A 21,362-nucleotide genomic window follows, 5' to 3' on the forward strand; every position below is an offset into this window, starting at 1 on the left:
GCTTCTGGACGAAGAAAGCTCCGCCAGAAGTATCCAGATTGATTGTATCCAAGTACGATCCATACAGGGCATGCTTCACCCTGTTGTCAGTCGGGAAAATTGTGTATTTGTTTGTGTTACTTGTTGGGTATGTTGCAAAAAGGTAGTACTTGTACCGGATTGAGAAGATCCGGTTGATTGGGTGAGTTAGGGGGGTAAATTTCCATAACCACTCGCTCAAGTTTAAATAACCCAGAATTTAGTCGTGCAGAACAATGGTCAAGCGGTTGCTACTGGTTGATACTATTTATGCTAAAAAATAGATGGTGTTGATTGAACACTATCATAATACCGAAGATCGACTTTTTTTTGACAAAATCAAAAAACCGTCAAATATTTTTTGATTTTTTTTCTAGGGGGAATATTACCAAAGCGATTCCCCTACATTCAACACATTATTACGTATGAGGCTACCAAAATGCTGCCTTGCAAATGGCAGTGTGCCATTTGCAAGGGTTGAAAGGTTAATTTATTATGCACTCCATTTATTTTGTTTAAATTTTAACAACTCGTTTTTTTCCCTTAAAATCATACAGGGTTACTTCTTGAGTGGTTTTAGGAAGCGCGATTTTTCTAGCTGATTGGGATAAAAACCCACTTCCTTGATACAGTTCATAAAAAAGAGTCTCTCCATTGCTGAGTTTCAGTTCCGCTCGTGCATCATTTTGGGTATAGTCCAGCAATTTTGGACTTGAGGTGAAAGGAGAAAATACTTGTAAGGGGCCCCGGTTTTGCCCAGCTATCAGGTACAACTCCCCTTTGGCATTGCTCAATTGCACCAAACTTTTGGCATCACCAGGTACATAAAACCCAGATTGTTGCAAGGAGCAATTTTTAAATCCCCCTTTGCCATCCCCGAGTAACAATAAGCCGTTTAAGGCGTCACAATGCCCGGTGGTCACTTCCATGCCGTAGTCGTTGCCTACACAAAGGGCGTCCAAATGCCCATCGGCATTCCAGTCGCTGGCAAGCATGCCATAAATGGGGGCGAATTGAGCAGCAGTGGGTAGCGCCTCCACCACAAATTTCCCATTGCCCATGTTGCGGATAAAACTGCTTTGTAAATGGGTAGCGGTCAGGTGGAGTGGTTTAATGGTGGGAAAGTTGCTCAAATATTGGGTCATGTTGATTTGGGCGAACTCAGCGTGCATCAGGTAACTCCTCTTACTCAGGATCAACTGTTTGTCCATATCCAGGCGATTGTGGTAAGGGAATTCCTCTGGTTTGCCCTTTTGGTTGGGAAAAAATACCGCGGGAATCACGTCATAGCCCTGGTTGCCGTCAAAGTCAGCGGCGTATACGCCAAGTGGCTGTTTGGGAGAAGCTTTAAATAGCGTGTTCAGCCCCAGGTTGCCAGCCAGGTAATCAATGTCGCCATCCGCATCAAAATCAGCGCCGATCAGGCTATTCCACCATCCCGGATAATTTTCCAGCCCACTACCTTTCGTTGCATTGCTCAACTTGCCCTGATTGTTTTTAAACAAGGTGAGGGGCATCCATTCTCCGGCGAGCATCAAATCTACCCAGCCGTCCTGGTCATAATCCGTCCACAAGGCATCACAAACCATCCCCAAATCATTCAATTGAGGCGCGACCTGATCGTTTGCCAGCACAAATTTGGGCTTACCTGCTTTGCTTTCATTGCGCAGCAAATAACTGCTCAGCGGTTTTGGGTATTCTTTGTGTTTGGCCCGACCACCAATGAAGAGATCCAAATCGCCATCCCGATCGTAATCGGCTGCTCTGACACAAGAACCACTTTTGAGGAAAGTAGGCAAGGCACCCACTGCCGGACTGAATTTACCATTATTATTAAGGTATAAAACATCCTGATAGGAAGGCTCATCAGCTGGGTATTCCACTCCGCCCCTAACCGAGTACAAATCCTGGTCGCCATCCTGATCTACATCAAAGAACAATACGCCCAGGTCTTCGCCCCGTTTGTCCCGGCCATCGGGTCCTTCTAATAAATCCTGCTCCTGAAACGTGCCATCTGGTTTCTGGATAAAGAAATGCCCTTTGCGAAAGTGCCCAGCCGAGACAAAAAAGTCATCCAATTGGTCTCCATTGACATCAGCAACTGCCATGCCAGGGCCGTACTGGGATAGTTTGTGAGGCAAAAGGGGCTGCAGGTTGAAATCGATGTAATCAGTTTCGGGATGCACGTAGTTCACCCCGGTCTTGGCCGTTACATTGTTGAACCAGGCTTGAATCGGCGGAGGTGGCGGTGGTGCCTGATTGAGTTTGGCATCACGGTAGTTGATGTCCAGCACTTGATTGGCCTTGATCTGATTCAGTACTTGTTGCTTTTGATTGGGCCAGGTGATGATCACCTTATCGACTATTTCATTTTTACCCAAACCAAAATGGGCCAAAGCCTGCATGGAAGAAAGGTAGCCTCGATAAATGCTGTGCTCCCAAACCTGTTTTTGCTTGTCGCCGTATTGGATTTCAACCCAGGCGCCCAGCCCCATGGGGTTCAGGGAATCACCGTGTAATTTAATGGATAACCACCCGTTGGTGCGATCCGTGCGGTCGTCGTCCGGGGCACCCGCGACAGCATTATTCCTAAAAATCGATGCTGGATCGTTGATGTTGTTGACCACATAGTCCAAATCGCCATCATTGTCCAAATCACCATATGCGGCACCATTGGAAAAGGAGGTTTCGGTAATCCCCCATTTTTCGCCCATACTTTCAAAAGTCAAATCACCACGGTTGCGAAAAGCGTAGTTTTTGAGTTTTACTGAAGGAATGTTGTCGTTCAAAAAACCTGGGGAGGCATAGGTATTGGCATTGGAGTTGTAGTCGGCAAAATCCAGGTCGGTTACGTCTTTGGGAAAACCATTGGTAATGATCAAATCCCGATAGCCATCCTGGTCAAAATCTGCCGAAAGCGGCGTCCAGCTCCAATCGGTTGAACTCACTCCAGCAAACATGGATATTTCACTGAACACCGGAGTATTGGTTCCCGGAGCATTTCCTTGGTTAAGTTGGAGGGTATTGCGCACATACTGGTGCACATATTTGAATTCTTCGAAATTTTGAAAAGTGTTGTAGTTGTTGGCGGGCAACATGGTTTTGCGCCGATAGTTGTCCTCTGGCATCATGTCGACAGCTACAATATCTACCAAGCCGTCGTTGTTCAAGTCGACCACCTCGTTACCCATGGCAGAGTAAGAGGTATGTTTGACGTATTCTCTCAATCGATCGGTAAAGGTGCCGTCGTGATTGTTGATATATAGGTGATCGTTGGTGAGGTAATCATTGCTCACATAAATGTCTTTCCAGCCGTCGCGGTTCAGGTCGGTAATGTTGATGGCTAAGCCAAAACCTTCCCCTTTGATGCCTGCCGCCAAAGAGACATCGGTAAATACCGCATGTTTACGCACCGGATCCCAGTCGTTGCGGTACAATTTATCGTGGTTGAAAGAAATGGAATCGGGGTTTCTGGTATGGAATGAATTAGCTGACAAGTTTTTGTTTCCAACCTTGCGTTGATGGTTCACGGCAAGATACAGGTCCTGGTCCCCATCATTGTCGTAGTCCAAAAAAGCACAAGCAGTAGTATGGGCGGTATCGGCGATGCCATATTCCGGAGCCATTTCTTTAAAGGTAGGAACGCCGTTTTTGTCGTTGCCTTGATTGACGTAAAACAAGTTGGCCCGGCGAGGTCCAGGGGAGTAAGTCATACAGGCCACATAGATATCCATACGGCCATCGTAGTTGAGATCGGTGATGGCCACCCCGGATTTCCAACGCTCCTTCCCTCCTACTCCAGCGGAGGCAGTAATGTCTTCAAACTTCCAATCTCCTTTATTAAGGTATAGCTTGTTTTCAACCTGATTGCCGGAAAAGAACAAATCCTGCAAGCCGTCCTGGTTAAAATCCGCAATACCTACTCCCCCACCATTGTAGATGTACTCGTAGGTCATGATGTTGAAAGAATCGTTGTCGGAGATGGTGTTGTTGAAGCTCACCCCCGTTTTTTGAGGCGACAATTGTTCAAAAAGACTGGTTTTGCTGTTTTTGCAACCCCAAATTAAAAGAGGTAGAATAAGAAGTAGGTGCGACGCTCTCATTGGTCTAACTTGTTTACAGGGAATCTCCCCTTTTTTACCGCCGCAAGATAAATGGCTTTTGCTTTATTCTGAGTCAGCTCAAAAAGATTCTCAAATATTCTGAAAAGATTTTTTTTTACATTTTTTCCGATGTCCAAGCCGCAATCGTTTGCACTAAAACGTTGATCTGATAGGGTTTTGGAGAATCCATCAACTTTTTGGATAAAGTGGGCTTCTTTGGATGAAAAATAATTATTTTCAACAAATCGCCAAATTTTATACCAAAATACTATTTTTGATGGACAATTCTTAAAAAACGCTTAGTGACATTTGGGTAATCGGGTTTGAATTACATTCTTATTTAACCAATCTTAAATTCTGCTAGTTCATGAAAAACAGCTATTCAGCTCTACTTCAGAGGCTTGCCGTATTCCTGCTGCTGTGCTTGCCGGCCATCGCAGCAATGGGACAACGGACGATCAGTGGGAAGATCACTGACACCAATCGGGAAGGCCTGCCTGGAGTTAACGTTCTGCTAAAAGGTACTGCCACCGGTGTAGTTACCGAATTGGATGGTACTTTCTCAATGGAGGTGCCCAGTACCGGAGGCGCTCTGGTAATCAGCTATGTGGGTTACCGTACCCTAGAGGTGGCATTGGACGCACAAAGTGCTTACAACATCACATTAGAAGAAGACGTATCTACGCTGAAAGAATTGGTTGTAACGGGTTACACCGTAGACAGCCGTCGGGAAGCAACAGGTGCGGTATCAACTGTAAAAGCCAAAGACCTGGTACTGGTTCCTTCTGGTAACGTAGAGCAGCAGTTGGCTGGTCGCGTATCCGGGGTAACGGTAGTAACCAACGGTCAGCCTGGTACAACCAGCCAAATCCGCGTACGGGGCTTCGGTTCCTTCGGTGGAAACGAGCCATTGTACATTGTGGACGGGGTTCCAGTTGGTTCTACTGACTTCCTCAATCCTGGTGATATCGAGTCTACTACCGTATTGAAAGACGCAGCTGCGGCTTCTATTTATGGTGCTCGTGCAGCGAGTGGGGTAATCGTTTACACCACTAAAAAAGGCTCAAAAAGCGCTCGTAAGTTGAGTGTAACTTATGATGGTCTGTATGGTTTCACCGATCCAGGCCAAGGCCAGGCAATGATGAACCCTACCGATTTTGCTAAATGGACTGCCCAAGGTTATACCAACTCTGGTATCAAGTTTGCACACCCTCAATTTGGTACAATCGGTTTGGGTGGTAATGCTCCGGTTCTTCCTGATTACCTTAGCGTTGGTGCCAATGCAGGTGTAATTGGTAGTGTAAACCTGGAAGCAGAAAAGGCCAAATACAACATCGATCCAACTCGTGGTGGCATCTATCAGGTTACCAAAGCGAACAAAGCAGGTACCGACTGGTACGATGCAGTTACACGTACTGCACCAATTACTCGTCACTCATTGGGTTTCTCCGGTGGTGGTGAAGGCAGCCGTTTCTACTTCGGCTTGAGCACACAGAATCAATCAGGTATCTTGTTGTACAACGAATTCAAACGCCACACTTTCCGTGCCAACTCTGAGTTCAACCTGACCAACAAATTGCGCATTGGTGAAAACCTGCAGTTTACTTACCGTCAGATTCTGGGTCAAACTGGTGATAACGGTGGTTTGGGTGTTGGTGACGACGAAAACGACGTACTGCAAGCCTTCCGCATGCCTTCCATCATTCCCGTTTATGACGAGTTTGGTGGTTATGCCGGTACTGCTTCTAAAGGTTTCAACAACCCACGTAACCCAGTTGCTAACCGCGACCGTGGCCGTGACAACCGTGGCTTCAACACCAGCTTCTTTGGTAACATTTATGCCGAGTACGACCTGATCCCAGGTTTGGTGCTGCGCACCAGCTTGGGTGGCAACTACGGAAACAACTACAACGTCGGCTACTTCGGTATCCAATACGAGAACTCTGAAAACAACTCCGCCTTTACCTATAACGAAGGTGGTGGTTTCAGCTTTGCTTGGGTAGTTACCAATACTGCCAACTATAAGAAGAAGTTTGGGGTACATGGTATCGACGTTTTGGTTGGTCAGGAAGCCCTGAATGATGGTCGTTTCCGCAGCATCGGTGGCAGTGGTTTGAACCCATTCTCCAATGATCCAGACTTCATCACCTTGCCAAACACTACGACTAACCCACCAAACAGTAACTACGGCAAAGGGGTAAACTTCGCTTCTTACTTCGGTCGGGTTGCTTACAATTTCAACGACAAGTACATCCTGACTGGTCTGGTACGTCGCGACGGTTCTTCTCGTTTTGGCGAAAACAACCGTTACGGGGTGTTCCCAGCCTTCTCTGCTGCATGGCGGATCTCTTCCGAAAAATTCATGCAAAACCTGAAGTGGATCGACGATTTGAAGATCCGTGGTGGTTACGGGATCATGGGTAACTCCAACAACGTTAACCCTAACAACCAATTCAACTTGTTTGGTGGTAGCATTGGTGCCTCTTCTTACGACATCAACGGTACCAACTCCAGTGCAGTTGCTGGTTTCTACCGGACTCGTATTGGTAACCCTGATGCCAAGTGGGAAACTTCGGTTACCCAGAACATCGGTTTCGATGGTACCTTCTTCAATGGCAAATTGGACGTGATTTTGGACATTTGGAATAAGAAAACCCGTGATTTGTTGTTGCAAGTGCCTATTGCAGCTACCAACGGTGTTGACGCAGCTCCTCCTGCTGTAAACATTGCTGAAATGTTGAACGCTGGGGTAGACATCCAGGTGATCACTCGTGGCAACATCGTAGGTGACTTGAAGTACGAACTGAACGTGACTGCAGGTGCACTGAAGAACGAAATTTCTTCATTGGCTCCAGGTTTGACTTACCTGACTACCGTTAACCCAGGTTACCGTGGTCTTACGCCAATCCGCAACCAGTTGGGTCAGTCTATTTCTGCCTTCTTTGGTTATGAAGTGACTGGTTTGTTCCAAACTGCTGAAGAAGTTGCGAATTCACCTGCTCAAGATGGTAAAGGCATTGGCCGTTTCCGTTATGCAGACCTGAATGGCGACAACAAAATCGACGTTAACGACCGTACTTATCTGGGTAGCCCAGTTCCTAAGTTCTCGGGTGGTATCGGCTTGACCTTGACTTACAAGAACTTTGACTTCACTGCTTACGCCAACGGTGTATTCGGCAACAAGATTTTCAATGCTTCTAAGTGGTTTACCGACTTCTTCCCATCTTTCCAGGGAGCAGCCATTGCAGAACGTGTGAAGGATTCTTGGTCTCCAACCAACCGCGATGCGAAAATTCCAATTTTCGAAACTGCATCGAACTTCAGTACCAACACCCAGGCCAACTCTTTCTATGTTGAAGATGGGGCTTATGTACGTTTGCAGAACCTGGGATTGGGTTATACCCTGCCAGCTTCCACACTGGCTAAGTTGAAAATTACCCGTTTGCGGATTTTTGCATCTGCCAACAACCTGGTGACCATCACCAAGTACGAAGGTTTGGATCCATCAGTAGGTGGAAACGCAGATACTCAATTCGGTATCGACGTAGGTAACTACCCAATTACCAGAAGCTTTAACTTTGGTGTAAACGTTGGTTTCTAAAAACACTTAACTGCTTAAGTTGTTAAGCTAAATAAATGATCTAACATGAAAAATAGATTGCTCATTACTGGTTTTGCCCTGGCCCTGCTGGCCTTGATTGGCTTTGCCTGTAAGGATAGCTTTTTGGAGGTTGCTCCGACCGGTCAGTTGGCCAATGCCCAATTGACTACTTCAAAGGGTATCGAAGCTGCCCTTATTTCTGTGTACTCCCAAGTAAGTGGTCGTGGCCGCCGGATGGTACACCCCATCAACTGGGTTTGGGGTAGTGTTCGTGGTGGTGATGCCAACAAAGGTACCGACCCCGGTGACTTTTCTGACATCAACCCAATCCAGCGTTTTGAATACCAATCAACGCAAGGGGTTATCCGCGACAACTTTGTAGGTCTGTATGAAGGTATCGCTCGGGCCAACCTCGTGTTGCGCCTGATCGCTGATGCACAGCCAGATGTGACTGAAGCAACCAAGACTAGTGTAGCTGCACAAGCTCGTTTCTTGCGCGCACACTACTACTTCCAGCTGAAGCGCAACTACAACAACACGCCTTATGTCGATGAAAGTGTAGATTATGGTAGTGGCATTGAAAAAGTGCCAAACAACCAGGATCTGTGGCCTAAGATTGAAGCAGACTTCAAATATGCACTGGACAACCTGCCTGCTACTCAGAGCTCAGTTGGTCGCGTAAACAAGTGGGCTGCTGCTGCTTACCTCGGCAAAACTTACTTGTATCAGAAGAAGTATGCTGAAGCAAAAGCTCAATTCGACGCTTGTATCGCTAATGGTGTAACCAGCAACGGCAAGAAATATGCACTGGAAGCCAAGTATGGCGACCTGTACAAAGGTTCTAACGACAACAACGCTGAATCCGTATGGGCTTGGCAGGCTGCTGCCAACACGGGTAGTGTAAACAACGCCAACGCTGAATTTGACTTGAACTATCCATACAACACTGGTCCTAACGGTCCTGGTAACTGCTGTGGATTCTTCCAGCCTAGCTTCGAATTGGTGAACTCTTTCCGTGTAGACGCCAATGGTCTTCCACTGTTGGATGGTAGCTACAACACTGGTGCAAACCAGGTAAAAACGGACATGGGTGTTGGTTCCAGTGATGCATTTACTCCTGATGCAGGTACTTTGGATCCACGCCTCGACTGGTCAGTTGGCCGTCGTGGTATTCCATTCCTGGATTGGCAAGATCACCCCGGTGTGGCCTGGATTCGCAACCAGCCTAACGGTGGTCCTTACTCTCCTAAGAAGTATACTTATTACAAGTCTGACCGTGGTTCTCTGCAAGACAACAGCTCCTGGACTCCTGGTTATACTGCTCAAAACTTCACCATCATCCGTTTTGCAGATGTACTGCTGATGGCTGCTGAGTGTGAAGTAGAAATCGGTAGCTTGGAAAAAGCACGCGAATATGTGAACCTGGTTCGCGCTCGTGCTGCTAACCCTGCTGGCTTTGTAAAACGTGCTGACGGCTCTAACGCTGCCAACTACGTGATCGGCTTGTACAACACTGCTTGGACCGACAAAAACGTTGCACGCAATGCAGTACGTTTTGAGCGCAAGATTGAATTGTCTGGTGAAGGTCACCGTTTCTATGACCTCGTACGTTGGGGCATTGCGGAGTCTACTATCAATGCTTACCTCACCTACGAATCCAAGTTCTTGGCAGGTACATTGGGTGGTGCTAAATTCACTGCTGGAAAGCATGAATTGCTGCCAATCCCACAAGATCAGATCGACATCATCGGTGCTGATATCCTGAAGCAGAACCCTGGCTACTAAGCCGCGGTTGTGAATAGGGTGTAGAAGATGTACGACTGTGCGTCTTCTACAAACAAAAGACGCCAATCGGGAGAAATCCTGGTTGGCGTTTTTTGTTTGTGAATTTTTTTGATTTGGCTGACGCCAAATCAAAAAATTCTCGCTTGTCTCTAACCTATGCCGCAGTAGCCAACTTCTTATGCCACAAAAAATACGAGGCCAGCAACAAGCCAATAAAAATCAGCATAAAAAACACTTCTGGCTTAGGGCCTTCTACTTTGAGCAAGGAAAAAAACGCACCGAATAGGTCAAAAAACAAGCCCGCGTAAGCCCATTCCTTGATGCGGCGAAAGGAAGGAATCAAAATCACAATGGAACCCAAAATTTTGGCAATTCCCAAAAAAGGAATGATGTACTTCGGATACCCCAGATGGTCACTCAACAAGGCAACCGCTTCCGGAGCTAAGGTCACGTTGGAGATGGAAGAAAAAATCATAAAGGCCGCAAAAAGCCCGGTGATGATCCAATAGATTAGAGAAATTCTTTTCATGGTTTCAGCGTTTTAAGGAATGATAAAAGTTTTAAATTTATAACAAAAAATGGTTTTTATTAAACTTTTTAACATTATTTTTTTATTCATTTTGGCAGGCCCGCTTATCTGCCCTGGAAGGGCTCCCCTTGCCCCATGTTCCATCACTGTCAATGCGATTAAAGCCAAACTTTTAAATAAAAATATTCCCACGATTCATAACCCATGGGCCTCTTGCTTTCAGCAAAAAAGTACCTTGATTAGTGACGAAGAAAATGAATCCCACAGCTGGAATGCTTTGGTTTTTAGTCGACACAATAAAAGAGCCTTTGTGGCGGAGGGCAACTGGCAGGATCGGCAACAAATTTCCCGAATAAGCATCTTTGATGAGCAAATCCCAACAGCCTCAGGAGTGCAAGTCGGGGACAGTTTTGAAAAAATACAGGCTTTGGTTGACTCCAGAATCCCTGTGGAACCGGATGGTTTTTTAAGCTTGCAAGACAAGGAAGATCCCGATATTTTTTACATGATGGATATTAGTAAGTACCCAAAATTGTTCTACGGAGTTGATCTTTTGAGTGAGATTCCTGGCTCGGTGAAAGTTGAAAGCATTGTGGTGCTGAAGCGCTAATTTAGGTTCAACCCCGCCCCTGCAATTCCTTCAAAAACTGCGACGGCGTCTTGCCATACTCCGCCTTAAAGGCCTTGGTAAAATACGACTGCGTTTGAATGCCCACATTGTACATCACCTCAGCAAGGGAAACATCCTGATTCACCATCAATTTTACCGCATTTTTCAAACGTACGCTGCGCACAAAGTCGTTGATCGACTGGTTGGTCATACCTTTGAGTTTGTTGTACAATTTGGTGCGGCTCATGCCCATTTGGGTGCAGAGGTAGTCGCTGTTCAGCTCGGAGTTGAGTAGGTTGGCCTCGATCAGAGCGATAAGGGCTTCCAGGAATTGTTTGTCTTTGGCGGAATGTACCTGATCCTTCACTTCTGCGTGGTGATCCTGCACGTAGCGCTCGACCATTTTTTGTTTTTGGGCAAAAATGTTTTTGATGTTCAACTCCAACAATTCGATGCTGATTGGTTTGGCGAAGTAATAATCGGCCCCGGAGCTGGTGCCTTCAATCTTGGATTCCAGGGCCTCTTTCGCCGTCAACAACACAAAGGGTATGTGGGCGAGTTGCGGATCTGCTTTCACTTTTTTACAAAACTCAATACCATCCATCACCGGCATCATGATGTCGCTGATGATGAGGTCGGGCTGTTCAGCAAGGGCTTTTGTGTAGGCCTCCTGGCCATCCTGGGCTTCTGAAACCTGGTAGCGACTAGCCAAAACTTCGCGTAAAAATGTGCGCAATTCTTCATTGTCGTCTACCACCAGAATGTGAAAGCTGGAGGATGGTATCATGGGTAAGTCGCCATTCAACTCTGGTTTTTCCTCGCCCAAAGGCATAAAATAATCGTATTGCGCCTGGAGGCTTTCCAAAGTTGCGGGACTGTCCTGGCCATCTAACCAGAGTTCTTTTGAGCCGTAATCCTCTCGGGCACAGGGGATTCCAATCACAATTTCGGTGCCCTGATGCCGCTCGCTGGACACCAAAATCAAGCCTTTGTGCAGTGCTGTCAAACTTTTGACAAAAGCCAAACCAATCCCAGAGCCCAAATGCGCATCTGAAATGCGGTAGTAACGTTCAAACAAATGCCCGATCGATTCTTTGGAAATACCAATGCCATTGTCGAGTACCCGAAAATAGAGGTAACGTTGGGCTTTGTACTCACTTTTCAGGGTCAGTTCGCTGGCAAAACTGGGTTTAAAATTGTCCAGGTTCTCCACAATTTCCAGCACTATCTGGCCGCCAACAGGTGTGTATTTAAAGGCATTGCTGATCAGGTTGATGAGGATTTTTTCCAAAATCTGCCGATCAAACCAAAAACCAGTGCCTGCCCGCCTTGGATTTACCACAAAATCAATGCCTTTTTCCTGGGCCAGCGCGCTGAATTCTTCGGCAATCTCCTCTAAAAACCAGGCTACGTTGCCCTCCATTACGTGCAGGCGCAGGATACCCGCTTCGGATTTGCGGAAGTCCATCAATTCGTTAACCAAATGCAGGAGTCGATTGGTGTTCCGCTGGATCACCTGGTAATCCTTGCGTTGACTCAGGCGGGTTTCTTCTTTCAGCAACTTTTCGATCGGCCCCAAAATTAGCGACAAAGGGGTGCGAAATTCGTGGGTGATGTTGGTAAAAAACTGCAATTGCAATTGGTGCAATTCCTCGCGTTTTTGTTCCTCCAAACGTTGCAGTTCCAAATCCCGGCGAAAGCGGTAAAACCAGTACAAACCAGCGCCAATGCTTAGAACTAGCAAGGTTCGAAACCACCAGGTGGCCCAAAAAGGTGGTAAAATCAGCACTTTTAAACTACGCCAGGTTTCGTTCCACACGCCATCGTTGTTGCTGGCCTTGACGCGGAAAGTGTATTCTCCTGGGCTGACATTGGTGTAGGAAGCACGCTTTTCGGTACCCACTTCATTCCAGCCCTGGTCCCAATTTTCCAGCATGTAGGCATATTGATTGTTTTCGGCGGCGGTGTAATTCAGCGCAGCGAAGTCAAAGGAAAAAGTGGCCTGTTTGTAGTTGAGTACTATTTTGTCGGTCAAACTGATGTCCTGAGATAAAGGTGAGCTTTTATCCCCTGGCCAGACCTTCTCGTTGTAAATGTGAAAATCGGTGAGGTAGACCGGAGGCAGGTATTCATTGGTGGCGATGTTTTTGGGGTAAAAGGTATTGAAGCCATTCACGCCGCCAAAGAAGAGCTGCCCGTCTTTGGTTTTTAAATAAGCATTGGCTTCAAATTCCAGGCCCTGGAGCCCATCTGCGGTATTGAATTTGCGAAAGCGTAAGGTTTGGGGATGAATTTTGGTGAGGCCATGGGAAGTGGAAACCCACAAGTTGCCCTCCTCATCTTCGGCGATTCCCTTGATGAATTCCGTTGCCAAGCCTGCTTGCTGGGTGAACAGTTTGAATTTTTTTTGCTGATTGTCAAAGCGATACAACCCGGCCTGGCCCAACCAAAGCTGGCCTTTTTTGTCCACAAACAAAACCCTCAAGTCTGGCTTCTTTTCGTTCTGATGAAAATAGTGACTGAACTCTCCCGTACTGGCGTTGAGGCAATTGAGCCCCCCGTCGTCGGTGCCAATCCAGAGGTTTCCGCTCTGGTCTTCGTTGATCGATACGATGTTGTTGCCCAGTAAACGGGTTTTGCCACTTTCACTTTTGGTGATGCGGCGAAAAGTCTGGCTTTGACGGTCAAACAGGTTCAGTCCGCCAAAATAGGTGGCCACCCAAAAATTGCCCTCCCGGTCTTCAAAGATCTTTTGGATGTAATTGGAACTGATGCTTTTTGAATCCCCCGGGCGATTTTGAAAGCGGGTAAATTGCTCCCCGCCGCGCTCGTACAAACACAGGCCCCCACCCCAGGAACCCACCCAGAGTTGTCCCTGGCGGTCTTCAAAAATATCCAGTACCTCGTTGGAGCCAATGGTGCGTGGATCAAAAGCTTGATGGCGGTAGTGTTTAAAGCTGCGGGTTTTGCGCTCAAAACGGTTAAGTCCTCCCCCATCGGTGCCGATCCAGATGTAGCCAAAACGGTCTTCGGCAAAGGTTTTGACATCGTTGTAGCTCAAACTATTCGGGCGGGGCTCCTGGCGGTACAGTTCAAATTTTTCGGTTTTGGGCATGTAGAGGTTCACTCCACCGCGGTGGGTACCAATCCAGAGGTTGCCCTGATTGTCTTCGAAAAGGGCAGATACGGTCCGCTGGGAGAGGCTTTGGGGATTGTCGGGTTCGTTTTGGTAATTGTAGAAGCGGCCTGTTGTGAGATCAAAACGATCCAGGCCGCCATTGATGCTGCCCACCCAGATTTGGCCATTTTTGCTGAGCAAAACACTGCGTACCAAATTGCTACTGATGGAAAAAGGGTCGGCGTCGCTGTGAATGTACTGCAGACAAGCTCCACTTCGGGGATCGTAGTCAATCAGGCCATTGTCGCTGCTGCCTAGTATCAAATGCCCGTTTTTTAATCCTGCGATACTACGGATGGCTGGTTGAGCGCCACCACGCAGGTTCTGGGGCAGGAGGATATTCCGAAATCGTTTTGTAATTGGGTCAAAAAGGTGGAGGCCTTTAGCAGTTCCTACCCATATTTTAGCATTGATGTCTTCAAAAACACAAAAGGTTTCGGTACTGCTTAGGCCATCATTTTGGTGGTAACTGCGAAAAGTACCGGTTTTGCGATCCATAACATTGATGCCTCCGCCGAGGGTGGTCGCCCAAAAATTGCCTTGGTGATCTTCCAGTATGGCCGTTACATAGTTGTGGCTGAGGCTGTTTTTCTGCTGATTGGTATGTTGAAAACGGGTAAAACGGTTAAGTCGGGGGTCATAACGGTTCAAACCATTGAGCGTACCGACCCAAAGCTGGTGCTGGCGGTCTTCATAAATGCAGGTAATGTAACTGTCGCTGAGGCTATAGGGATATTTTGGGCTGTATCTGTACACGGTCATTTGCTGCCCGTCGTAACGGTTCAGTCCGTCGCGGGTGCCTAACCAAATGAAGCCACGCTGATCCTGGTGAATGGCTTCAATGGTGCTGTTGGCGAGGCCGTCTTCGTTTTGGATGTGTTTGAAGTGGAGCTTTGGCTTTTGGAGCTGAGTGTATCCCCTGGGCAATAGGTTTAAGAGGATAAGCCCCAAGCAGCACAAGTGCCTTAGGAAAAAGTAGTAACTCCGGCTATTTGCTGCCCCCCTCACTTCATTGAGTTTAAATGCCAAATGCCCTAATCCCAAACATATTTCCAGCTCCCATCAGCTTGCCGTTGCCAAACGGTATGAAATATTCCCTTGATTTCGTTGACTTTGCCGGTACTGTCTTGGCTGGTCCAGGTGAACTTTCCGTAGGTATAAGCCAAATCACCATGAGCGGACACTTTGACGTAGTCGGGCTTCCAATCTACTTTTGCACTTTGGTAAAAAGGCGCACTGTAGTATTGTCGAATGCCATCGCGCCCCATGATCAAGGTATCGTTTTGGCGTTTGATGACGGCGTCTTCGGCAGCAAAGGTATAAAAAGCCTCGGCAATACCTTTGTCGTCGGCCATTTTGGCGAAAGCAGCTTCGGCGTCGACGATTTCCTGTTTGAGTTTTGCAGGGTCGGGGAGCGCATTTTGTGGCTCACAGGCCAGGAGGAACAAGAGGAAGGTCGGAAGGAAAATGTATTTTTGCATGGTTTTAGGTTTTTATACTTCCTAAGTTAAGATTAATTTTGAATCAATGGGGGCGCCATGTAATTGCATTCCATTTTACAACGCATAAGCATAAACCCGATTATCAATTGTTGTAAGTATAATTTCTTGTGCTGGGAAAAAAGAAAAATGGTCCCCAGCAACCGGGAATCTGTTGAGCGCCTTCCCTTTGGCAGAAAAACACCATACCTGATGTTCACTTGAAATGCTACAAATAATCCTGGCATTTTCCTTTTGCCCTGCGGCAGTAAGCCCGTCAATTTGCCCCTTGAAAGATTTTTTAAACACCAATTGGAATCCATCATCCTGGTTATAGGCGTACAAAAACAACTGTGCCCCATTCGCCGTCAAATAATCCTTTCGCCCATCCCCAATTAAATCAGCAAAACAAAACCGAGTTGCGCCAGACAAACCAGCCGCGATCGCCAGTGAAAAAGACTCCCCTTTTTCAGTAAACACCTGCGCCTTACCTTGCCCATCCGCAACCACTATCCGTTGGCTCAGTTGGTCCCATTGCCACTGGGGAGAGCTGGTAAAAGGCCCTTTAAGCGTTTGGGCAGGAAAATGCATCTGGGTAGACCGATCCAACACGTAGAATTTCCCTTCCTCAGTCAGGGCAAGTAAATAATCCTCGGTGGCCGATTGAAAATAGCTCAAGGCTTGTTTTACCATTCCAATTTTTGGCCCCGGGTTCCAGCCACTTAGGGGTTGTCCATTCCGGTCCATGCCGTATACCCGGCCATCTTCGCTGGAATAAAACAAAAACTGCTCGCGTCCACCCACGCACAAACCCGAAGTGGTAGCCTTACTTAGGGCCAGGGGAAAACCTGGCGCTTCCTGACCATCAGGTTGTAGTGCATGAATGGATTTTTCGGTGCTGAAATAAACCAGAGTCTGCCCCAATTCCGGGCGTAATACCGATGTCACAGGGCCTACGAGTGAAGATTCCAGCTTTTTATCCCAGTGCACATTCCCTTCCAGGTCCAGTACGAGCAGATGTTGTTGGTCGGTTTCAAGCAGGCACAAGTCCCAGGCTTCGATGGCCCACAGTTGTGTGACCTTGCCTTGCGGCAAATCCAGCTGCCAAAGTTCAGCCGAAGCCTGGTTATTGGATTCCAGGTTGGGAGCATTCCGAAATGTCCAGCTCTTACCGTTTATTTCGCCTTCCCACTGTATGGGATCGGGAAGTGCCAATTGCAGGTTTAAAATTTGATTGAGTTGGGCCATCAAGATGCCGAGGCCTCGATCAGCACTCAAGCGCATCCACAAACCACTGGGGGGCTGGCGCAACTGTTTGGCAATGGTATTGCCCACGATAACTGCATCGATCCAGCGCTCCATCAGGTTTTCGGAAGCTCCAATGACCAAAAAACGCTCAAAAACGCAAAGCGTAGCCTGGCGGATATTCAAAGCATTTAAGCCGATATCCAGGACGGGTTGCAGGGTATAAGTTTGATAGTTTAAGGCAGCTAATGCTCCATAATTTCCGGCCAGTTCCTGCAAGGCATTTTGAGCCAAAGCATTCGAGGCAAAGGGCAAAATCAGGGCGGCTTGGCTGATTTTTCCCCGTCCAAAATGAAGTAAAAAGGCCGATTCGGGCTTTAATTGGGGCAAAGCTCTATCAGCGCCAAAATATGGGACAAAACTCCGCGCCGATCCTGGAGCAATGTTTAAAACAGCTGCTAAGTCTTGTTCAACCAGGGCAGGAGTATTCACAAATTGCAACTGCCCCTTGAAATGCCCTACTTGAGTTCCCAGGTCCAAACTAACATTGTTGCAAAGGTCTGCCAGTGCGTCCCCTTTAAGCCCATAAAAATCACTCAGGGCAGCGTAGTTAAACTGGAGCTGATTGGCGGATAATGAAGTGATCCAGGCAGGGCGTTTTCCCGCTTTAAACGCCAATGCAGCTTCTTCCACCAACACAGCTTCATGCGCTAGATATTTGACCTTTTTGATTTGAGTCAACACCCATTTTTGGCCCTTGCCATCTTCAAAATGTTCAAATTGCACGCCTCGCCATTGGGTCTGAGTGATCCATTTTAAACCTTTTATCTGGGAAATTTTAATCGTGGTTTGGGTGGTGCTGATGTATAAAATTCCAGTTTGATTTTTGCTCAATGGCATCAATACTTTACTCCAGTTAAGGGCTGGGAAGGGCAATTCAATGTTAGTTTTTGAGGTAGTAAGCACTGCCAAGGCATTGGCAGGCACCAGGGGCTCCAGGTTTTGGCGATGCTGACAGGAAAGTAGAGAAATGACCAAAAACAGACTGAGTACCCCAGGGTAGAATCTTTGCAAAACCTGATATTGAAGTATCTTTGCCACTCGACTAGACTTAAGCCACGATCTATGAGGAATTTATTTTTACGCATTGGTAGCCTGATTGGCTTTTTTGCGGTAGCCTTAGGGGCTTTTGCCGCTCATGGCCTGCGGCCGCACCTGAGTCCAAAACATTTTGAGACTTTTGAAACGGCGGTAAGGTATCAATTTTACCACGCAATCGCCATTTTGGTAGTTGCAGTTTTGAGCCATTTTGGCCGCAAGGGTGCACTGCGTTTTGCAGGTTGGGCCTTTACGGCTGGCGTGCTGCTGTTTTCTGGCTCCTTATATGCGTTGAGTACAAGAGACTTGCACCATATTTCAGTTGGGTGGTTAGGGCCAATTACCCCTCTGGGAGGCTTGTGTTATTTGTTGGGTTGGGGGGCCTTGTTTTATTCGAGTTTTTTTCATTATGACCGCGTAGGGAAAATTGATTAAAAATCAGTTGACCCAAATGTCTATCATTTCATCGTTGCCTTGAACTCCCCGAAAGTTTGGAACTTTCGGGGAGTAGGATTCAGATTAGTGCCGTCCTGCAAAACAATATAATTCTTGCAGATTGCTGACAGCTAATCATTCTTTGCTGGCTGCTTATTCCCCTTTCTCTTCTTTCTCCAGCAGATCTTGATTTTTGCGGCGGTTACGCCACCATACAAAAGCCAAGCTACCTACCAAAACATAAGGGGTAGCCAACATGTAGAGAATCCCCGCATTGAGGCCTTTCCCAGCTTTGCCACCAGCTTTTAGATTGCTTTCCACAGCCATACGGCACATGGGGCATTGCGCATCCACAGCAGGTGCAGCAAACAGGAACAAAGCTGCGAGGATCAATCCAATCTTGAAATATTTCATCGAGCGCATAGCGTCAATTTTTGTTCAAAATTAAGCAATTAATAATAAGGACTCAACATAAAATAACAGATTGGTCCGGTAATGGCCACATAAAGCCACAAAGGGAAAACCCAACGCGCCATTTTACGATGGCGCTCAATCTGGTTGGTGTAAGCCCTAATAAAAGTAAACAAAATGAAAGGGAAAATGCCCGCTGCAAGTGCGATGTGGCTGAGGAGCAACACCAGATAAAATGGGCGAATCCCACTCACAGCAGCCTTTTCCACTTCGCTTACAACTCCATCGTGATTGCTATCTCCAAACAAGGTTTCGGGCGTTGTAAAGTGGTAAGCCACATACGACAATAAAAAAAGCACCGAAAGCACAATCGCCACATAAATGGCATTGCGGTGCTGCTGCACTTTTTTCTGCTTGATGTAATAAAAGGCGACCAACAAAACTACCGCCGTTAAGGCGTTCAAAGTCGCGTGGAATGGTGGCAAAAAGCCCAAATCTACTCCTTCAGGCATAGTGATTTTCACCCTGCGCATCATCCCTACCAGTCCCAACACTGCCACCGTGATGATCCAGGCGGCTACGTTCAACTTCTTTTCCAATTGCAGATTAGCTTCCATCCTATTTTTCTTTTTCGCGGTTCAAATAAGGGTCGTTATTTTTGTCGCGATGCATGAGTACGGTAACATGCTCGGTCAGGCGGCGTAGTTCATTGCCATCGCGGTAATTGTAGTAGCGGCGAATGGTACCTACCGTGTCAATGATTGCCACCATGCCTGCTTTGGGGAAGGAATAGGATTGAATCAGTTCCGGTGAACTGCTGGTAATCAAAATTTGTTCGGGATCAGCCAGTTTGTTTTTGCGCAAAAAGGCACCTATTTTACCCGAATCTTGCACTGTGGTATGCAGCAAAAAAAGCACGTCCCAACGATCGTCGAACTGGGTATGCAGACTCCCCAGGGCAAAAAGCAAATCCTTGTCCTGCTCCAGTTCACGAGCGTCCAGTTCTTTCGCAATGATCACATTGTTCTGTAAATCTGTGCTCGACAAGCTATCGCTGTCCAACAGTTTTGGCAGGGAAAATTTCGGCACTTTGCCGTAGTCTTTTAGTTCGGCACGCATTTCGACCTGGTAGCGCTCTCCTTTTTTGAGGTAGTACCAACTCAGCGCAGGCATTACCAACAACATCAAAAAAAGTGCCGTGGTTTGTAGCCATTTTTTCATTCCGTTCGATTTTCTTTTAGGGGCGATGAAGAGTAAGTGTTCATTTTGCCCCACAAATGATGCTAGCAAAACATCCCAAAGGAGTAAATGTTTTCAAGCATTCGGTCATACTTTGATCAAAAGAAAAAGTCCTTAACATTAGGCAGAAAATCACTTAAACACAAAAGGCGGGTTGTAGCCCGCCTTTTGAATCTATTTCGAAAAGGATTAACCCTTCCAGTCTATTTGATAGGTATCAGGCGACAACAAACTGCCTTCCTGTGCCGGAGTAATTGGTTGCGCGTTGCGTTTCTGAACATCTTCGCGGCGGTTTTTCCAAGCATTTCCTTCCTGAAAGAAGGCAATAATGGCCCAGACCAACAACAAGGTTGGCAACAATACACTCATGGCCAAGCCCTTTACTTCGTACTTCATGTGCATGAATTCATACACAATGAAATAGGCCTTGTACAAGGAAAATGCGGTGATCAACAAGCCGCAGATGGCCAGTACAATGACATTGCCATGAACCCCCTTGAAAATGTGGCCTTTCCCAAAGAGAGAAATAATTACCTCAATCAGGGTGACTACCGCCAGAAGGATCAAACCTTTGACTACGTTTTTTTTACTTTGTTCGTAAGATACGTGTGACATCTATAGAGCATTAAATAGGTTCAACCATTGGATGTTAAAGGAGGTAAAATACCAGGAACACGAAGACCCAAACCAAGTCTACAAAGTGCCAGTACAACCCAATTTTTTCGACCATTTCGTAGCCATTCTTCCGCGCCGCGTACACTCCACTGGCCACGTTAAGCGCAATGATCAACAAGAATACCACTCCCGAAAATACGTGAAAACCGTGGAACCCCGTGATGAAGAAGAATAGTGCACCGAAAGCTCGGGGACCAAATTGTTCGGTTTGAGTTTGACCTTTCAGTGGTCCATCAGCATAAACGTATTTGCGGTGGATGAAACCTTGGTCGTCCATCATATAACCAGCCTGATCGCCTGGTTTGTATTCATGAGCAGCACCATGTCCAGCTCCATGGCCTTCGCCATGTGCACCAGCCACGTGGCGGTGAATCAGGTAACTTTCTCCCTCACGGAAGGTTTCTGCACTTTTTTTGCCTTCATGATCGAGATAGTAACCATCGGCTGTATGAGTGCCAAAAGTATTGCGGGTCAAAGACATGTTTTCACCCCCAATCAAGTTGGTCCACTCCCAAGCCTGGCAGCCCAAGAAGCCCAACCCACCAAAAATGGTCAGAATCATCCAGATCAATACCCCGTTTTTGTTTTCCCGGTGGCCTTCCTGTACGGCACGAACCATCGTTACCGAGCTGATGATCAGCAAAAAGGACATAAAGGTTACGAAGATCAATGGCGCCTTACCCAGAGTAGCGGAAATGCCGAAGGGGTCTGTAGCAAACACAAAGTCTGGTACAGGCCAGGTAGGGCTGCTGAAACGCAGCGCACCATAAGTAATCAAAAAGCCGGCAAAGGTAAAGGCATCCGATAAAAGGAAGTACCACATCATCAGTTTGCCATAGCTGGCCTTGAACGGAGCTGCTCCCCCACCCCAGGCATCGCCTTCGTGATCGTGTTCATGAACGTGGTGTTCAAGTGCGGTATCTGTAGTCGCCATTAGATAGCTTTTTTTCCACGACT

General features: G+C 47.0%; 14 protein-coding genes. 4 read left to right on the plus strand and 10 right to left on the minus strand.

All coding sequences use genetic code 11. The annotated features are described in order from the left end of the window. Positions 1-533: 533 nt before the first annotated feature. Positions 534-4,121: a VCBS repeat-containing protein gene (locus tag ACO08K_RS04480; RefSeq protein WP_421795200.1), complete on the minus strand. Its 3,588-nt coding sequence runs from the start codon at positions 4,119-4,121 to the stop codon at positions 534-536. A gap of 367 nt (positions 4,122-4,488) precedes the next feature. On the opposite strand from ACO08K_RS04480, the gene ACO08K_RS04485 reads away from it, so the two are divergent. Both ACO08K_RS04485 and ACO08K_RS04490 read left to right on the plus strand, forming a co-directional pair. Further along, entirely contained in the window at positions 4,489-7,722 is a 3,234-nt protein-coding gene (locus ACO08K_RS04485) for a SusC/RagA family TonB-linked outer membrane protein (protein ID WP_421795201.1), read from the plus strand. Between the two features lie 45 nt (positions 7,723-7,767). Next, positions 7,768-9,507: a RagB/SusD family nutrient uptake outer membrane protein gene (locus ACO08K_RS04490; protein ID WP_421795202.1), complete on the plus strand. Its 1,740-nt coding sequence runs from the start codon at positions 7,768-7,770 to the stop codon at positions 9,505-9,507. Between the two features lie 154 nt (positions 9,508-9,661). Here ACO08K_RS04490 and ACO08K_RS04495 read toward each other — a convergent pair whose 3' ends face one another. Next, a complete protein-coding gene (locus tag ACO08K_RS04495) occupies positions 9,662-10,036 on the minus strand; it encodes a DoxX family protein (protein ID WP_421795203.1) in 375 nt (124 codons plus the stop codon). A gap of 49 nt (positions 10,037-10,085) precedes the next feature. Here ACO08K_RS04495 and ACO08K_RS04500 point away from each other — a divergent pair, with 49 nt between their 5' ends. Beyond that, entirely contained in the window at positions 10,086-10,646 is a 561-nt protein-coding gene (locus tag ACO08K_RS04500) for a hypothetical protein (RefSeq protein ID WP_421795204.1), read from the plus strand. Positions 10,647-10,653: 7 nt separating this feature from the next. On the opposite strand, the gene ACO08K_RS04505 is transcribed toward ACO08K_RS04500, so the two are convergent. The 3 genes from ACO08K_RS04505 to ACO08K_RS04515 all read right to left on the minus strand — a co-directional run bounded on the left by ACO08K_RS04505 (position 10,654) and on the right by ACO08K_RS04515 (position 17,621). Then, a complete protein-coding gene (locus ACO08K_RS04505; RefSeq protein ID WP_421795205.1) occupies positions 10,654-14,751 on the minus strand; it encodes a hybrid sensor histidine kinase/response regulator transcription factor in 4,098 nt (1,365 codons plus the stop codon). Between the two features lie 107 nt (positions 14,752-14,858). Continuing rightward, positions 14,859-15,305, minus strand: coding sequence for a YybH family protein (locus ACO08K_RS04510; RefSeq protein ID WP_421795206.1), 447 nt, complete (start codon positions 15,303-15,305; stop codon positions 14,859-14,861). 75 nt (positions 15,306-15,380) lie between these two features. After that, a complete protein-coding gene (locus ACO08K_RS04515) occupies positions 15,381-17,621 on the minus strand; it encodes a hypothetical protein (RefSeq protein WP_421795207.1) in 2,241 nt (746 codons plus the stop codon). Positions 17,622-17,672: 51 nt separating this feature from the next. Between ACO08K_RS04515 and ACO08K_RS04520 the strand changes: the two genes are divergently transcribed. After that, positions 17,673-18,080, plus strand: coding sequence for a DUF423 domain-containing protein (locus ACO08K_RS04520; protein WP_421795208.1), 408 nt, complete (start codon positions 17,673-17,675; stop codon positions 18,078-18,080). Positions 18,081-18,233: 153 nt separating this feature from the next. Here the strand turns inward: ACO08K_RS04520 and ACO08K_RS04525 are convergent, their stop codons facing one another. The 5 genes from ACO08K_RS04525 to ACO08K_RS04545 form a co-directional block, all read right to left on the minus strand. After that, complete coding sequence (locus ACO08K_RS04525) at positions 18,234-18,503, minus strand: hypothetical protein (RefSeq protein ID WP_421795209.1); 270 nt, start codon at positions 18,501-18,503, stop codon at positions 18,234-18,236. A 29-nt stretch (positions 18,504-18,532) separates the two neighbouring features. Next, the gene (locus ACO08K_RS04530; protein ID WP_421795210.1) at positions 18,533-19,108 is read right to left on the minus strand and encodes a DUF420 domain-containing protein; all 576 of its coding nucleotides are present in this window, start codon (positions 19,106-19,108) and stop codon (positions 18,533-18,535) included. A gap of 1 nt (position 19,109) precedes the next feature. Next, positions 19,110-19,712 carry a hypothetical protein gene (locus ACO08K_RS04535; protein ID WP_421795211.1) on the minus strand — a complete coding sequence of 201 codons (603 nt, stop codon included), beginning with the start codon at positions 19,710-19,712 and terminating at the stop codon, positions 19,110-19,112. A gap of 207 nt (positions 19,713-19,919) precedes the next feature. Continuing rightward, entirely contained in the window at positions 19,920-20,345 is a 426-nt protein-coding gene (locus ACO08K_RS04540) for a cytochrome C oxidase subunit IV family protein (RefSeq protein WP_421795212.1), read from the minus strand. A gap of 34 nt (positions 20,346-20,379) precedes the next feature. Continuing rightward, positions 20,380-21,339 carry a cytochrome c oxidase subunit 3 gene (locus ACO08K_RS04545; protein WP_421795213.1) on the minus strand — a complete coding sequence of 320 codons (960 nt, stop codon included), beginning with the start codon at positions 21,337-21,339 and terminating at the stop codon, positions 20,380-20,382. Between the last annotated feature and the right edge of the window lie 23 nt (positions 21,340-21,362).

The organism is Haliscomenobacter sp. (genome assembly GCF_965225875.1).
Classification (GTDB): Bacteria; Bacteroidota; Bacteroidia; order Chitinophagales; family Saprospiraceae; genus Haliscomenobacter.